Genomic DNA, 15,319 nt, shown 5'->3' on the forward strand with positions numbered 1-15,319 from the left:
CTGCGCGCCCCGCCGATCTCGCCCCTCTATGATCGACTCACACCCTGTCAGCAAGGATCGAATCATGTTCGTCATCTTCGGAGCATCGGGCCGCGCGGGATACGCGAGTGCGAGCGCATTGCGCAAGGCCGGGCGGCGCGTGCGCGCCGTCGTGCGCGGCGCCCATCAAGGCGAGCGTCTCGCTGCGCTGGGCTGCGAAATCGCTCTCGCCGACCTGAGAGACACGAAGTCGGTGGCAGCGGCGCTGGAGGGCGCCGGCGCCGTGCAGATGCTCTGCCCCGTGCCGGAAGGCGATACGCAGCCCGAAACGACGATGCGCCAGATGATCGACGCCGCAGCCAGTGCACTGCGCACCAACCCGCCTCCGGTCGTTCTCGCCATCTCCGACTATGGTGCGGAACTGCCCTTGAACACCGGCATCACGGGCCTTTATCACTATCTCGAACATCGGCTGACGCACGTCGCACCGCACCTGACCCTGCTTCGTTCAGCAGAACATATGCAGAACTGGGCGAGGATTTTGCCGCCCGCGCTGGCGTCCGGCGTCCTGCCGAGCCTGCATCATCCGCTCACCCAGCCGATCCCGACCGTTTCGGCCGAGGACGTGGGCACAGTCGCGGCCGAATTGCTGCTCGACGCGCCACGCGCCAAACCCCTCCGCATCGTGAGCATCGAGGGACCGCGCCGCGTCAGCGTGAACGAAATCGCAGCAACGCTAGGCGAACTCAGCGGACGGCCGATCCGGGCACAAACGCTGCCGCGCGACGCGTGGACACCCACGCTGCTGCGCGCAGGACTCAGCGAAAATCACGCGCGCCTCATTACCGACCTTTACGACGTCTACAACACGGGCAAGATCGACGTGGAAAGCGATCGCAGCGAGCGCCGCTTTGGCAAGACGGAATTACGCACCGTGTTCGCTTCGCTCCTGTCCAGACTGCCGAGTGCGTTGTCGTAGCGTTCGTTCGCACGACCCAGGCCGCGCCGCCCCTCCTACCCTCCCCTTTGCGCGCAGACGTTCTACAACGTCTGCGCGTTCACGCGACTATCGGCAAGTCGGCCGATTTGTTATAATTCGATCAAGCGTCCGAAACAAATCTAACGCCGCACGAAACTGCGACGGAACAGCAACGAAACTGCGGCAAAGCCGTCCGAGGCGGGCGCCGCGTTCCACCTCCACATGGCCAAAACGAACCGGCTGCAAGCGCTTGCCGACGCGCTCGCCAAACACAACGTCATGCATCTGCGCGATGCGGCTTCGTTGCTTGGCGTCTCCGAAATGACGGTGCGGCGCGATATTGCCGCCAATCCCGAGCGATTCACTTACCTCGGCGGCTACATCGTGAGCGCGGCAGACGTGCCCAATGCCGTCGGTTACTCGCTGGAGTCGGAGAAGGACCATTTCGCGCCGGCCAAGGCGCAAGCCTCGGCACATGCGGCACGGCTCATTGCCGAAAACGACACCATCTTCATCGATTGCGGCACCACGATGGCCGCGCTCACGCGCCTCATTCCCTCGCATCTGCAGATCACGGCCGTGTGCTACTCGCTGAACGTTGCGGAAGTGCTGCGCCGCATGCATAACGTGCGCATGATTCTGCTGGGCGGGGTCTATGTGCCGTCGTCGGATTCGTTTTCCGGCGAGGAAAGTCTCGAGATGTTGCGCCGCATGGGCATCAACAAGGCGTTCATTTCGGCGGGTGGCCTGGATGTCACGCGCGGCGTGACGTGCTGGAATTTTCACGAAGTGGCGATCAAGCAGGCCGCCATGGCGAGCGCCGTCCAGCGCCATCTGGTCGTCGACACGAGCAAGTACGGCGTGGTGAAGGCCTGGCGCTTTTCGCAGATGAACGACTTCGACTCCATCATCACCGAAAAAGGCGAAGAGCCGCGCAAGCGTAGCGCCTGAGCCGCGCCTCGTCTGCCCCGCCTCTTGTGTCGGCTTGCCGGCTGCGGCCGGCATCCCCGGCCGGCCCAGCCGCGCGGCATCTCAGCCGCGGCGACGCAGCGCGAACAGCGTGCCGGCCACGAGAATGAACGCGCCGATAATCACCTTCTGCCAGGTGCTGGGCACGCCCACGAGAATCAGGACGTTGTTGATGAGCGTCACGAGCGCCACGCCCATCAGCGTGCCGACCACGGTGCCGCTGCCGCCCGTGATGCGCGCGCCGCCCAGAATCACGGCCGCGATCACGTCGAGTTCCGAACCCACCAGATCGAACGGATTGGCGAGCCGGTTGTTCGAAACGTGCAGAATGCCCGCCACGCCCGCGAGAAATCCCGTATAGCCGAATACGAAGAGCCGGATCGCACGCAGGTTGAAGCCCAGCCGCTCCGCAATCGCGGGACTGCCGCCCATCGCATACACGCCGCGGCCCATCATCGTGCGATTGAGCAGCCACCAGGTGAGCACGGCGCCCGCCACGAGTGCGATGACCGACATCGGCAGCACGGCGTCCAGCCCGTCGACCGTGCGGTACGCCATGAGGGGAATGCGGCCGAAGTGGTCCATGCTGTGCGGGATGTTCATGAAGAACGTCGTGCCCACGAAGGTCAGCAGGATCCCGCGATACAGGTACTGCGTGCCGATCGTCACGATCAGCGAGGGCGCCTGCAGCCGGTGCACGATGAAGCCGTTGATCAGGCCGAGCAGGATGCCGCCTAGCGCCCCCGTCAGCAGGATCAGCAAGAACGGCTCGTCGGGCCACCAGGCGAATACGGCCTTCGTGATGGAGTACATCGTGAGCGCGCCGATGGCCGTAAACGACACGTCGATGCCGCCCGAAGCCAGCACGACGAGCGTGCCGAGCGCGAAGAGCGAGGTGGTGGTGGCCGAGTGGAGCAGGTCGAAGAGCGTCGCCCACTGCAGAAAGCGCGGGTTGATGGAAGCGACGACTACGCAGGTGATCACGATCAGCGCGGCCGTGAACCACTCGGGGTTGCGCGCGAGCTTCGCGCGCCAGTTGAGCGAGGGCGCCTCGCGCGCCACTTCGACGGTATCGGAAGAACTCATGGTCTGATTGATGCTCATACGGGTTCCTGCCACGGTAACGCGGGTTTCATGCGGCTTCGGCAAGGAGCGCGCGATAAAGCTGGGCCTCGGTCAGGCTCTCGGCACGGTGTTCCTCGGCAACGCGTCCTTTTCGCATCATCAGCACGCGGTCGCAGTTCTGCAGCAGCTCCGGCAAGTCGTCGCTCACGAGCAGGATGCCGATGCCGCGCTGCGCGAGACCCTGCATGATGCGATAGATGATGTCCTTCGACCCCACGTCCACACCCACGGTCGGCCCATGCAGGATCAGCACGTGCGGGTCGATGGCGAGCCACCGGCCGATCAGAACGCGCTGCTGGTTGCCGCCCGAAAGCGATTGCACGGCCTTGTCCACGTTCGGCGTGGCGATCTGCAGCTCCTTCACCGTTTCCTCGGCCATGGAGCGAGCGCGCACGCGATCGATCTGGCCGAAGCGGTCGCGCAGGCTCGCGATCATCGCCGTGATCACGTTGTCGCGTATCGACTTGTCGAGAAAGAGCCCTTCGTTCAGGCGGTCTTCGGGCACATAGCCAATGCGCTCGCGCTTTGCGTCGCCCGGCGTAGCAAGCCTGATCGTGCGGCCGTCCAGCACGATGCTGCCGCTGTCGGCCGGCGCGACGCCTGCCAGCGCGCGCGCCAGCTCGTTGCGCCCCGAATCGAGCAGGCCCGTGACGCCGAGTATCTCGCCGCGATGCAGCGAGAACGAGACGTCCTGGAACTGGCCCGCGCGCCCAAGGCCGCGCACGTCGAGCAGCACCTCGCCTTCGGGCGCATCGACGCGATAGCGGTCCTGTGACAGCTGGCGCCCCGTCATCATTTCGCTAAGCTGCGCCTTGGTGTAATCGGCGATCGGTCCCTGCGCGACTTTCTGGCCGTCACGCAGCACGATCACCTCGCCGCCGATCGCATAGCATTCGTCGAGCTTGTGGCTCACGAACAGCACCGTCACGCCGTGAGCGCGCAACTGGCCGAGCACGGCGATCAGGTTCGTCACTTCCTTTTGCGTGAGCGACGTGGTGGGCTCGTCCATGATCACGAACTTCGCCTCGCTCGCGATCGCACGCGCGATCGCCACCAACTGGCGCGTCGCGAGCGGCAACTGCTCGATGAGGGTCGCCTGAAAATCGGCGTCGCCCGGCAGGCCGACGGCGCCCAATGCGCGCGCCGCCGTGCGCGCGAGCTCGCGGCGGTCGAACGTGCGGGCGAGGCGCCCGCTGTGCTCGGCCAGCTCTGTCGTGAGGCCCACGTTCTCGGCCACGCTCATGTTCGGCAATAGTGAGAGGTCCTGATAGACCGTCTCGATGCCGGCCGCGAGCGATTCGAGCGGCGAAAGCCGCGCGAAATGCTGGCCGTCGATCACGAGCTCGCCCTCGTCGGGCGGCTGCGCGCCGGAGATGATCTTGATGAGCGTGCTCTTGCCGCAGCCGTTCTCACCGAGCAGGTGATAGATCTGCCCGCGCTCGAACGTGAGCGTGACGCCGCGCAGCGCGTGCACGCCGGTAAAACGCTTGTGCACGCCCAGCACCTGCAATAGCGGTTCTGAAGCCATGTTCTGACTCACCATCGTGACATTGCTACAGGGCGCGCGACACCAGATCGCGCGCCCGTTTCTCCGATCAGAAGTTGTACTGCTTGTAGTTCGACTTGTCGACGCTCACCCAGCCCTGGCCGCGCACGATGATGCCCTTGCCCGGGCCCTTCGTCACCGTGACCTTTTCATAGCCCGGCAGGCCCAGATTCGCGCCGTTCTCCACGGTCTTACCCTGGATCAGCATCAGCGCGATCTTGTTCATCGCGATGCCGGCCAGCTTCGGATCCCAGAACGCAATGCCGTTGATCGCACCGCTTTCGAGGTACTTGCCTGCCTCGGTCGGCAGACCCGTGCCGTAGACGCAGACCTTGCCCTGCAGGCCGGCTTCCTCGACGGCGCGGCCGATGCCGAGCACGTCGAGCGAGGACGAACCCTGGAAGCCCTTCAGGTCCGGATGCTTGCGCAGCACTTCCTTGGCGACTTCATAGGCGCGCTCGCCGTCGTTGTTGGTTTCGAGGTTGTCCTCGACCAGCTGCATCTTCGGATACTTCTTCTTCGCGTTGTCGATGCCGCCGTCGGCCCACTGCACCTGCGAGCGGCTGCCGAGCGAGCCGACGAGCGTGGCCCATTTGCCTTCGTTGTGCATGCAGGAAGCGAGCCGGTCGTTGAGCGCGGCGCCGTAGGCCGAATTGTCGAATGCTTCGACGTCGACCATCGTGTTCTTCTCGTTGTCGGCCTCGTGCGTGACCACCTTGATGCCGCGATCCATCGCCTTCTTGAGCGCCGGTTCGAGCGTGGGCGGATCATAAGGCACGACGGCGATCGCGTTCACCTTCTTCGCGATCAGGTCGTCGATGATCTTCAGTTGCTGGGCGGCGTCGGCCTGGCCGGGGCCGGTCTGATAGACCGTCACGCCGGGGTTCTGCTGGCCGAACTCCTTCACGCCTTCTTCCATACGATTGAACCAGCTGATGCCGGTCACCTTCACCACGGTCACGATGGTGACGTTGTCGGCCGCGTGCGCCGCGACGGCGAGACCCGCAGCCAGCGCGCAGGCGGTAAGCGCCACGCTGAGTCGTTTGAATTTCATTTCGCATGTCTCCTTTGTTGTTCGCTTTCGCCCCGGAAATGATGGCGGCGGACCTCCGAGGCTCGAGGCCCGCCGGCGTTAACCGTCGTGCCGCCTTCAGCCTGGCGCTCGCGGCTTCGCGCCGGGCTGTGCCGATGCAAAGCCGAAGATCGACCGCACCCGCTCGCCGCCCGCGAACGCGAGCGAAAGCAGCAGCAGGAAACCCCAGGCGCAGTCGCCGAAGAACTGCGAAACGTTCATCAGATTAAACAGGCTGGACAGAAACTGCAGGACCGTGGCCGCGAAAAACACGCAGATGATGCGGCCATATCCGCCTGCGGGATTCACGCCGCCCATCACCGCGATCAGGATCGCGATCAGCAAATACGAGTTACCGTAATCCCATTTCGCGCTCAGCGTATGCGAAACGCTCACGAGGCCCGCGAGCGAGGCGAGCACGCCGCACATCGTATAGGTGATGATGAGCATGCGCGCGCGCGGAATGCCCGCGTAGAATGCGGCGCGCTGATTCGTGCCCATCAGGTAAAGACGCAGTCCGAACGGTGTGCGCCTGAGCAGCCACCCGAGCAGCACGACCACGGCGAGGAAGAGGCACAGCGAAATCGGCACCTGGAAGAACGTGCCGTTGCTGATGTCGGCAAGCGGTTCGACGTAGTCGACGTGCACCGAGGCGCCGTTGCTGAGCGCCACCGCAAAACCCGTGAAAAGCAGTTGCGTGCCGAGCGTGCAGAGAATGGGCGTGAGCGAAAGCCGCGCGATCACGATGCCGTTGAGCAGGCCGCCGATCAGCCCCATGCCGAGCACAATCGCGCAGAAGAGCGCGGTGTAGAGCACCGGCGAATCGTCGCCGCTCACGAGCTTCGGCACCACGAGCGCCGCAATCATGCCCGAGAGGTTTGCGAGCCCCACGCCCGAGAGGTCGATGCCGCCGTTGCCGGAGAGCATCGAGAGCATGATGCCGAGCGCGAGCAGGGCGACTTCGGGCAACTGGGCGCCCATCGACTGCAGATTGTCGATGCCGACGAAGAGGCCGTGCGAAAGCCAGATCGCCACGAGCACGACGAGCAGGTTCACGACCAGCAGAAAGTTCAGTTGCCGGTCGCCGAACCACCTTGCGAATAAAGATGACTTCATGAGACGTCGTCCTTTGCCATGACCTGGGTGGCGTCAGTGCGCCGGAGCCGGCGTGCGGGAGAGCAGCGCGTCGACTTCCTCGCGCGTGGGCATCGAAGGCGCCGTGCCCGGCCGCGTTACGGAAATGCCCGCCAGCGCACAACCAAAACGGGTGGCCTCCAGCGGCTCGTCGCCGCGCGCGAGCGCCGCCGCAAAGCCGCCCGTGAAGCCGTCGCCGGCCCCGGCCGTTTCCACCACCGCGCCGCAACGGAACGCCGGCAGCAGTACCGATTTCCCGCGTGTGTGAAAGAGCGCGCCCGCTTCGCCCAGCGTCACGATCACGGCGCCCGCGCCCTTCTGCAGCAGGACGTCGGCAGCACGGCGCGCGTCGTCGGCGTCACGGATCTCGATGCCGGTCAACGCGGTCGCTTCGGTTTCGTTCGGCGTCACGTAATCGCAAAGCGGAAAGATGTCGTCGGGCAGCGACATCGCGGGAGCCGGGTTGAACACCGTTTTTACGCCGTGCCGGCGCGCGAGTTCGAGCCCGCGCCGCGCCGCCGCCAGCGGCTGCTCCAGTTGTGTGACGAATACCTGCGAGGCGGCGATATCGGCCTCGATCGCGTCCGCGTCGGCAGCCTCCATCGTGCCCGCGGCACCCGCCGCGACGATGATGGCATTCATGCCGGTCGTTTCGTCCACGAAGATGTGGGCCGCGCCCGTCGCCGCGTGATCCACGGCCTTCGCGCGCGCCGTGATGCCCTCGTCCGCCCAGGTCTTGCGCGCGATCTCGCCGAACGCGTCGTTGCCGAGCCGCGTGCAGAACACCACCTGCGCGCCGGCGCGCGCCGCCGCGACGGCCTGGTTCGAACCCTTGCCGCCCGGTCCCATGGCAAACGCCGATCCTGCGATGGTCTCGCCGATCAGCGGCATGCGGCTCGCGCGAAACGCGAGGTCGGTCACGTAAATGCCGAGAATGACGACGCGCCCGCTCATTTGCCCGGCTCCGTCGCACCTGGCGCATCCGGCGCCAGCAGCACGCCTTTCGTGAAAATGAAGCAGCCATAGCCGCGCGCCTCGCCGGAGGCGATCACGCAATAGGCCCCGCGGGCGCGGGCGTAGAACGCGTGGCGCTCGATCGGCGCGAACGGCACGGGCCGGCCTTCGGCGACATCGACTTCGGCCTGCGCCTCGCGCTGCACCGCCGGAATGGCATGGGGCTCGCCCACCACTTCCATGCGCATGGCAGGTGCTTCGACGAAGGTGTCGAGCGGCAGCACGGAGAGGATGGCGCGCACGGCACGCGGCGCGTCGGCGCCGTCGATGCGCAGCAGCTTGCCGAGCACCGTTGCGCGGGCAACGGAATCGGCGGGAAAGTTCGCGTCGCAGACGACGAGTTCGTCGCCGTGCCCCATCGCGCGCAGCGCGTGCAGCACGTCGGCGTTCAGCAGCGGGTCTAGATTCTTCAGCATGTTGTCTCCTCCGATTCAGGCGTTACGGCTTTCTTCGTTTCGAAGCCGCTCAATCGCCGTACGGTATCCAGATGTTCTTCACCTGTACTGCATGCCGCAAGAACGGCAATCCTGCGCTCGTGCGGTCGAACCAGTCAACCTGCCGGCCGTAATCGACAAACGTGCGCTTCAGGTTGCCGACCGACTCGCGCTCCACCAGCGTCGAATCGGCCGCCTGCCCGAAGCACCAGAGCGCGTCCACGTCGTCGTGCTTCGCGAGTGCCGGCAGCAGCGCCGCGCGCTCGCCGGTCAGGATGTTGAGCGCGCCCGCCGGCACGTCCGACGTTTCGACCACCTGATAAAAGTCCGTGGCCGCGAGCGGCGATGCCTCGCTCGCCAGCACGACCACGCGATTGCCCATCGCGAGCGCCGGTGCGGCCAGCGAAACGAGCGCGAGCAACGGAGCTTCGTCAGGACAAACAATGCCGACCACGCCAAGCGGCTCATGCATCGCGAGCGCCACGCCGCGCAGCGGCGGCGTGTGCACGGCGCCGTCGTATTTGTCGGCCCAGGCGGCGTAGTAGAAGAGGCGCTCGATGGACATCTCCACTTCGCGCGCCGCCGAACGCACGTCGTACCCCGCCCGGCGCGCGAGCTGATACGCGAACTCTTCGGCACGCGCGCTCAGATTCTCCGCGAGGTAGTAAAGCACCTGGGCACGGCCGTGCGTGCTCATCTGCGTCCACTTGAGTGCACCGCGCGCCGCCGCGACCGCATCGCGCACGTCCTTGCGGCTGCCCGCACCCACCTCGCCCGCCCAGTCGCCGTCCGGCGTATAGACCGTGTGCGAGTAGCCGCTATCGGGGCGAACCTGCTTGCCGCCGATGAAGAGTTTCGCCGTGCGGTCGAGCCGCTCCACCGCAGCCGTTCCGCGCGTGCCGCTGCCCGCTGCGGGACGCGGCGCAGGCGCCGCGCGCAGCGGCAGCTTGCTCCAGCCCGCGGGCTTCAGATACTCGAATACGCCTTCGCGCCCGCCCTCGCGGCCGAAACCGGACTCGCGATAGCCGCCAAAACCCACGCCCGCGTCAAACAGGTTCGTCGCGTTGATCCAGACGACGCCGCAGGCCAGACGCGGCGCGATGTCCAGCGCGCGGCCGATGGTCTCGCTCCAGACGCTCGCCGCCAGCCCGTAGCGCGAGTTGTTCGCGAGCGCTACGGCCTCGTCGGGCGTGCGAAAACTCATGGCCGCGAGCACGGGTCCGAAAATCTCTTCCTGAGCCAGCGTGGACGCCGGCCCGATGCCCGTAACGAGCGTGGGCGGGTAGAAGCAGCCGCCCGCAGGCAGTGCGACCCCTTCGGGCTGCCAAACGTCGCAGCCTTCGCGCCGCCCTGCCTCGACGAGCGTTTCGATCCGCGCGAGCTGCACCGGATCGACGATCGCGCCAATATCGATGCCCTTGTCGAGCGAGGTACCTATGCGCAGCGTCGCCATGCGGCGCTTGAGCTTCGCGAGGAACCGCTCCTCGATGCCTTCCTGCACGAGCAGGCGCGAGCCGGCACAGCACACCTGCCCCTGGTTGAACCAGATCGCGTCCACGACGCCTTCCACCGCGCCATCCAGGTCCGCGTCGTCGAACACAATGAACGGCGACTTGCCGCCAAGCTCCAGCGTGAGCGACTTGCCCGAGCCCGCGGTGACGGAGCGAATCTGCCGCCCCACCTCGGTCGAACCCGTGAACGCGATCTTGTCCACGCCCGGGTGCTCGACGAGCGCGGCACCGGTACGGCCATCGCCCGTCACGACGTTGAGGACACCTTCAGGCAGGCCGGCACGGTGCGCGAGCTCGGCGAAGAGCAGCGCCGTGAGCGGCGTGTATTCGGCAGGCTTGAGCACCACGCAGTTGCCGAGCGCGATGGCGGGCGCCACTTTCCACGCGAGCATCAGCAGCGGGAAATTCCACGGCACGATCTGGCCGATCACGCCCAGCGGCGACCACTCGCGAAACTCGCTGTCCTGCAACTGAGCCCATCCCGCGTGATGCAGGAAGTGACGCGCCACGAGCGGCACGTCGATGTCGCGCGTCTCGCGAATCGGCTTGCCGTTGTCGAGCGCTTCGAGCACCGCAAAAAGCCGGCTGTGACGCTGGACCATGCGCGAGAGCGCATAGAGGTGCCGTGCGCGGCCCGCGCCGCCCAGCGCCTGCCATTCGGGCTGCGCGGCGCGCGCCGCGGCCACGGCTGCGTCCACGTCCGCCGCGTCGCCCTGGGCGACGCTCGCCAGCACTTCGCCTGTCGCCGGCTCGCGTGCCTCGAAGCGCGCGCCGCTGGCGCTCTCGCGCCATGCGCCGTCAATGAAGTGCCCGAGCGAAGCGTCGTGCTGCGCAAGCCAGGCGCGCACAGGCTGGTCGTCCTCGGGGGCGGGACCGTAATCCATCGATCGAAAATACTCGGCTACGCTCATTGCTGTGGTCTGTTCAGGCTACGGGGTGGCGATTGAAGGCGGAATAGCGGCCGCTCACGTAATGTTCGAGCTGGCGCTCGATGTCGGCGAGCAGGCTCGACGCGCCGAAGCGAAAGAGCTCGGGTTCGAGCCAGGAACGCCCCAGCTCTTCCTTCATGAGGATCTGGTAGGCAAGCGCCGTCTTCGCATTCGAGACGCCCCCCGCGGGCTTGAAGCCCACCAGCGCGCCCGTGCGCTCGCGGTACTCGCGGATCATGCGCACCATCACGAGCGAGACGTCGAGCGTGGCGTTGGTGCCTTCCTTGCCGGTCGACGTCTTGATGAAGTCGGCGCCGGCCATCATGCAGACCATCGAGGCCTTCGCGACGTTCGAGAGCACGCCGATGTCGCCCGTGGCGAGAATCGCCTTCAGGTGAGCGTCGCCGCACGCCGCGCGGAACTCGCGCACCTCGTCGTAAAGGGCGCGCCAGTTGCCGGTCAGCACGTGCTCGCGCGTGACGACGATATCGATTTCGCCGGCCCCGTCCGCCACCGAAGCCTCGATCTCGCGAAGCTTCAGTTCATGCGGGTTCAGGCCGGCCGGAAAACCGGTCGAGACGGCGGCGACGGGAATGCCGCTTCCCGCCAGCGCGTCCACCGCGGCTGCCACAAAGCGGTGATAGACGCACACCGCGCCCGTCGTAATGCGGTTGGGCGTCATGCCGAGCGCTTCGAGCAGATCGGCGCGCACCGGATGACGCGCCTTCATGCACAAGCGCCGCACGCGGCCTTCGGTGTCGTCGCCATTGAGCGTCGTCAGGTCGATGCAAGTTACGGCCTTCAGCAGCCAGGCGGCCTGCGCGTCCTTCTTCACGGTGCGGCGCGTGCCCAGCGTGGCGGTACGCCGCTCGACGGCGGCAAGATTGACACGCAGGGGCTCGACCCACGCGGCGTCGAACGGTACGCCGGCATTGCGCGCCACGTGCGCGGCGTGCCCGGCGGGCGCCCCGCGCAGCACGACAAGAGAGTTCATTGAGACGTCTGACATAGGCTGGAGTGCGAATTTGTGCAATGCACATCAAACCGTGCTGGTTTACTTGCATCCATCCTATACCGATGAAACGATCGTGACAACAGTAGTTACAATCATATCGACCCGAGGCGGCACGCCGCCTGCCTCGCCATGACGCCCTTCTCGCACCCTTCTTGCCAGGCGCCTTCAAGTTCCGGCTGATAAATCCCTAACAGAAATTGTCCCGATCGCCTCGAGCGGGATGAGTAAAGCGTTGCGGCGACCGCATCGACTTGTTGAAGGATGTGCCGATCTGCTTTCAAATTCATGACGAACCCGTTGCGCCCGCATTCCGTCACGTTGTTGCGGCCGCAAGCAAAAAGCGCGCAAAGGTTTGCGCCACCGCTCTGACGGGCCTCGCACGCCCCCTTACGAAATCGTTGCGAGCGTCACTTTGTTACATATCAGAAATATGACAATGTAGAAGTGACACAACGCAAATTCTGAAAAACTGAATTTCAGTCGATTTCATCTGCTTACCAGTGAAAGCCCTGGCTATATTTCACGTCGCCGAAGGTTCGCCCCGGCGTGGACGCCCGAACCACGCGATTCGTACAGTCCAACCGCTAATAACAAGTCCTCATTAATTCTCTCACTCAGCCACACTCAAACGAGGAGCATCGTTTACATGAACAAGAAGTATCTAATTGCAGCCTTGGCCCTGGGCCCGATCGCAGGCGTCGCGCACGCCGACGACAGCAATAGCGTGACGCTGTACGGCATTCTGGACGTCGCGGTTGGCGTGGTCGAGCATAGCGCAAACGGCAGCGCCACGTTCCCGGCTACCGTGAACCCGGTCAACAAGGTCAGCACGGCTTTCAAGAACCCGGTCTGGGGCATGTTCAACGGCGGCATTTCGGATTCGCGCTGGGGTATCCGCGGTAACGAAAACCTCGGCGGCGGAATGAGCGCGTTCTTCGACCTCGAATCGGGGATCAACGTGCCGACCGGCACCATCAACAACGCTGCAGGCTCGCTCGCCGGCCAGAACAACACGGTCGGTGTGGCCTCGGCACTCAGCGGCCAGCTGTTTAACCGTGGCGCCTACGTTGGCTTGAAGCAGGATCAATACGGTGCGATCTCGCTTGGCCGCACGACGACGCTCGGTTACGACACCATCACCAACTACGACCCGATGTTCGCGGCGCAGCTGTTCTCGCCCCTCGGCTTTTCGGGTTCGTATTCGGCAGGCGGCATTACGGAAGGCTCGCGGACGGATAACAACATCAAGTACGTGAACCATTACGGGCCGTTTAATTTCGGCCTTTCGTACAGCTTCGGCGGCATCGCCGGCAAGTTCGGCGACGGCTCGACCTTCGGCGCGAACCTCGGTTATGAAGCCTACGGCATGGGCTTTCAGGCAACGTACTACCAGGCGCGCGATGCTCTCCACTCTGGCGGCCTGACCGGCGCGAATGCGGCAAACAGCGCCGCGCTCGGCCTGAACGTCGGTTCGCTCACGCTCACCAACGACGAAGACTTCATGGTCGCCGCGAAGTATTCGTATGGTCCGTTCACCGTCAAGGGCGGCTACGAGCACTACATCCTCAGTGCGCCGAGCGATCCGGACGTTCCGGGCTCGACGGTTTCGTACTTCGGCTACTCGGGTACGGTATCGAACCAGGGCTTCACGTCGGTCAACAACGTGTACTTCTTCGGCGGCGACTACAAGATCACGCCGGCGTTCGACGTGGCAGTCGGCTTCTATGACACGCAGCAGATGGGCAATGCCAACCAGTACGGCGGCAACCAGCTGCAATACTCGGTTCTGGCCGACTACCACCTGAGCCACCGCACCGACGTGTACGCCGGCTACATGTTCTCGAAGTACAACGGCGCCGAGTTCAGCAACTGGACGAACCACTACCAGACGAACAACTACATCGCTGCAGGCGGCCTCCGCACGATTTTCTGACGGTAAATGGCCCGGCGGGTAGTGGCGATAAAACAACAAGGGCGTGAGCAGCATGGGCGCGCACGCCCCGCCCGCCGGGGCAATCGAGCGATTTCGTTTCTTGAAATTCAGTATTTCCAATCCTAGAATTCGTCCGATCAGGGCATCTACGGATAATCCCGCTGGATTCGGCTCGCCAAGGCGGGCCGCAATTTCATGAAGCTCTCACTGACAACCGCAACTCACTATAAAGATCCGTCAATGAAAAAAATCGCTCTCGCCGCAGCTGCGCTGGCGTCTTTCGCAGCAACTGCAGCCCATGCACAAAGCAGCGTCACGATCTACGGCGCGCTCGACGACTCGATCGCCTACTTCAGCCACCAGAAGGGCTCCAATGGCCAGTCGGGCGGCACGTGGCAGCTCTCGCCGGGTAACCTCTCGCCGAACCTCTGGGGCCTGAAGGGTACGGAAGATCTGGGCAGCGGCCTCTCGGCAATCTTCAAGATCGAAAGCGGCTTCAACATCAATACCGGTTCGAGCGGCCAAGGCGATCGCCTGTTCGGTCGTCAGGCTTATGTCGGCCTCGACTCGAACCAGGGTGGTACGTTCACGATGGGTCGCCAGTACGACCCGCTGATCGACCTGATCCAGCCGCTCACCAACGACGGCGCGTTCGGTCCGACGTTCGCCACGCCGGGCGACATGGACAACTACGATAACAGCTACCGCACCAACAACTCGGTCAAGTACACGAGCCCGAACTTCGCCGGCCTGCAGATCGGCGCAATGTACGCGTTCGGCGGCGTGCCCGGCAGCACCGGCGCGGGCCAGACGATCGCTATTGCGGCCGCATACAACCACGGTCCGTTCGGCCTCGGCGCTGGCTACTTCCGCGCGAACAACGCCGGCGGCAACTCGACGTTCGATACGTTCAACTCGGGCGCGGGCGTTTCCAGTGCCCAGTTCGATTCGCAGGCAATCACCGGCGGCTTCCGCGGTGCCAATTCGCAGCAGATCATCCGCGCTGCCGGCGACTACGTGTTTGGCCCGGTTACGTTCGGCATCGCGTACAGCAACGTCGAATACGCAAACTACGGCTTTACGAACAGCACCGGCGCGAACGTTCAAGGCACCAGCCGCTTCAACACCGGACAGGCCTTCCTGAACTACCAGGTCACGCCGGCCGCGATCCTCGGTGTTGGCTACGACTACACGAAGGGCTATGGCAACGGCGTGAACGCTGCCTACAGCCAGGTCAGCCTGGGCGGCGACTACTTCCTGTCCAAGCGTACCGACGTCTACGTGCTCGCGGGCTACCAGCATGCATCGGGCAACACGGTGGCTTACAACTCCAACGGCCTCTCTACGCTGACGACGGCCACGGCCTCGATGGGCGACTTCGGCAACGACGCGGTGGGCAACAACCAGACCATGGCGATGGTCGGTATCCGCCACAAGTTCTGATCGTTCCTGATCGCCACGAGCGGCGAATGCCATGCGTTACGGCGCGGGCATTCGCCGTTTTTTCATTCTCGTTTTTTCATCCTGGCCATACCTTCTTCGCGCCGCATGAAACCTCTTTCATGTAATTAGCGCTTCCGAATTCCTCCCACGCCGCGCCTTCCCGCTGTGCCCCGCCTCGCAAGGCGCCCAGAGGAAAAGATTTTGAAAGAAATTGAAGGGATTTTGTTTTTAATTAA

12 protein-coding genes are annotated in these 15,319 nt (G+C 64.6%); 4 read left to right on the plus strand and 8 right to left on the minus strand.

The genetic code is table 11. The features are described from left to right. The first annotated feature begins 64 nt into the window (after nucleotides 1–64). A complete protein-coding gene (locus BAC01S_RS11660; RefSeq protein WP_027794921.1) occupies nucleotides 65–958 on the plus strand; it encodes an NmrA family NAD(P)-binding protein in 894 nt (297 codons plus the stop codon). Between the two features lie 222 nt (nucleotides 959–1,180). Then, the gene (locus tag BAC01S_RS11665; protein WP_027794922.1) at nucleotides 1,181–1,909 is read left to right on the plus strand and encodes a DeoR/GlpR family DNA-binding transcription regulator; all 729 of its coding nucleotides are present in this window, start codon (nucleotides 1,181–1,183) and stop codon (nucleotides 1,907–1,909) included. An 81-nt stretch (nucleotides 1,910–1,990) separates the two neighbouring features. Here BAC01S_RS11665 and BAC01S_RS11670 read toward each other — a convergent pair whose 3' ends face one another. From BAC01S_RS11670 to deoC, 8 genes are all read right to left on the minus strand, one after another. Continuing rightward, a complete protein-coding gene (locus BAC01S_RS11670) occupies nucleotides 1,991–3,031 on the minus strand; it encodes an ABC transporter permease (RefSeq protein ID WP_027794923.1) in 1,041 nt (346 codons plus the stop codon). Nucleotides 3,032–3,059: 28 nt separating this feature from the next. Next, entirely contained in the window at nucleotides 3,060–4,580 is a 1,521-nt protein-coding gene (locus BAC01S_RS11675) for a sugar ABC transporter ATP-binding protein (RefSeq protein ID WP_245616575.1), read from the minus strand. Nucleotides 4,581–4,647: 67 nt separating this feature from the next. Beyond that, nucleotides 4,648–5,652, minus strand: coding sequence for an autoinducer 2 ABC transporter substrate-binding protein (locus BAC01S_RS11680; RefSeq protein ID WP_027794925.1), 1,005 nt, complete (start codon nucleotides 5,650–5,652; stop codon nucleotides 4,648–4,650). A gap of 96 nt (nucleotides 5,653–5,748) precedes the next feature. Continuing rightward, entirely contained in the window at nucleotides 5,749–6,786 is a 1,038-nt protein-coding gene (locus BAC01S_RS11685) for an ABC transporter permease (RefSeq protein ID WP_027794926.1), read from the minus strand. Nucleotides 6,787–6,819: 33 nt separating this feature from the next. Then, complete coding sequence (gene rbsK, locus BAC01S_RS11690; protein WP_027794927.1) at nucleotides 6,820–7,758, minus strand: ribokinase; 939 nt, start codon at nucleotides 7,756–7,758, stop codon at nucleotides 6,820–6,822. Next, nucleotides 7,755–8,234, minus strand: coding sequence for an RbsD/FucU family protein (locus BAC01S_RS11695; RefSeq protein WP_027794928.1), 480 nt, complete (start codon nucleotides 8,232–8,234; stop codon nucleotides 7,755–7,757). The genes rbsK and BAC01S_RS11695 overlap by 4 nt, the downstream gene beginning before the upstream one ends. 49 nt (nucleotides 8,235–8,283) lie before the next feature. Further along, nucleotides 8,284–10,674 (minus strand): aldehyde dehydrogenase family protein, encoded by a 2,391-nt coding sequence (locus tag BAC01S_RS11700; RefSeq protein WP_027794929.1) that lies wholly within the window; start codon nucleotides 10,672–10,674, stop codon nucleotides 8,284–8,286. 13 nt (nucleotides 10,675–10,687) lie between these two features. After that, nucleotides 10,688–11,686, minus strand: a complete 999-nt coding sequence (gene deoC / locus BAC01S_RS11705) for a deoxyribose-phosphate aldolase (protein WP_407667920.1) — start codon at nucleotides 11,684–11,686, stop codon at nucleotides 10,688–10,690. A 667-nt stretch (nucleotides 11,687–12,353) separates the two neighbouring features. Between deoC and BAC01S_RS11710 the strand changes: the two genes are divergently transcribed. Beyond that, on the plus strand, nucleotides 12,354–13,640 hold the full coding sequence (locus BAC01S_RS11710; protein ID WP_027794931.1) for a porin: 1,287 nt from the start codon (nucleotides 12,354–12,356) through the stop codon (nucleotides 13,638–13,640). 240 nt (nucleotides 13,641–13,880) lie between these two features. Next, nucleotides 13,881–15,083, plus strand: coding sequence for a porin (locus tag BAC01S_RS11715; RefSeq protein ID WP_027794932.1), 1,203 nt, complete (start codon nucleotides 13,881–13,883; stop codon nucleotides 15,081–15,083). The last annotated feature ends 236 nt before the right edge of the window (nucleotides 15,084–15,319 follow it).

The organism is Paraburkholderia acidipaludis NBRC 101816, assembly GCF_000684975.1.
In the GTDB taxonomy this organism is placed as follows: Bacteria; Pseudomonadota; Gammaproteobacteria; order Burkholderiales; family Burkholderiaceae; genus Paraburkholderia; species Paraburkholderia acidipaludis.